The 1,068-nt window shown below is 58.0% G+C and carries 1 protein-coding gene; it reads left to right on the forward strand.

What is annotated here, in order from left to right:
• The coding region (locus HW932_RS21445; RefSeq protein WP_176978481.1) for a tetratricopeptide repeat protein at positions 1–1,068 on the forward strand (1,068 nt) is incomplete at both ends.

Here is a 1,068-nt window from a genome sequence, read left to right on the forward strand (position 1 = left end):
ATCACCTTCGCCCAAAACCCAGCGACGCTGGCCGCGCTGCGGGCCGGGTTGCGTGAACGAGTCGCTCGCTCTCCACTCTTCGATGCGCAGCGCTTCGCCAAGAATCTGTATCAAGCTTTTCTCTCGATGTGGCAACAGGCCCAGAGCCTTGCAAGTGACGTCTTGAATGATTCATGTCGACAAGCAGCAGATTTCTCACCAGAGGCTCACAGTGCAGAATTGGTCAATTTGTTTAATCAAGGGCAATACGCAGAGTGTGAAGCCCTAGCGCGACAATTGACGCAGCGAGCGCCGAACTATGGTTTTGGCTGGAATGTACTAGGTGTGCTCTACAAGCAGCTCGGGCGCATCGAGGAAGCCTTGGTAGCTATGGAACAGGCAGCAGTACTCCTGCCGGAGGATGCCGAGGTACTCAACAATTACGGTGCCACGCTGCAAAACCTGCACCGCAGCCAAGCGGCCGAGCCATATCTGCGCCGGGCAATCGCCCTTAAGCCCGACTACGTCGAGGCGTACAACAATCTGGCTGCCACGCTGCACGAACTGGACCGCTACAGCGAGGCCGAAGCCTGTTTGCACCAAGCCATCGCTTTACGTCCTTCCTATCCGGAAGCCTGGTACAACCTAGGCAACACACTCAAACAGCAGGGGCGACTAGAGGAAGCGGAACAAAGTTTGCTGCAGGCGCTTGCCCTGCGCCCTAACTGGCCTTCGGCCTACACGATGCTACTGTTTTGCCTGAACTACGGTCAGCACCAGGATGCACGGACCCGCTTGTCCCACGCCCGGCAGTATGGTGACTTGCTCACCCGCATGGCAGAGCGTCCTTATAAAGACTGGCGCTGCGATGCGGTGCCGAAGCGTCTGCGCGTGGGCCTGGCTTCACCCGATTTGCGAACGCACCCGGTAGGATACTTTCTGGAAAGCGTATTGGCTGACTTGGGCCACACAGGGATCGAATTGGTGGCTTACCCGACCTTTCCGCACGAAGACGCCTTGACGCAACGGCTCAAGGCGCACTTTGTGGGTTGGCACTCGCTGGTGGGGTTGAGCGACGAAGAGGCTGCA

This window comes from Allochromatium humboldtianum, from assembly GCF_013385175.1.
GTDB classification, from domain to species: Bacteria; Pseudomonadota; Gammaproteobacteria; order Chromatiales; family Chromatiaceae; genus Thermochromatium; species Thermochromatium humboldtianum.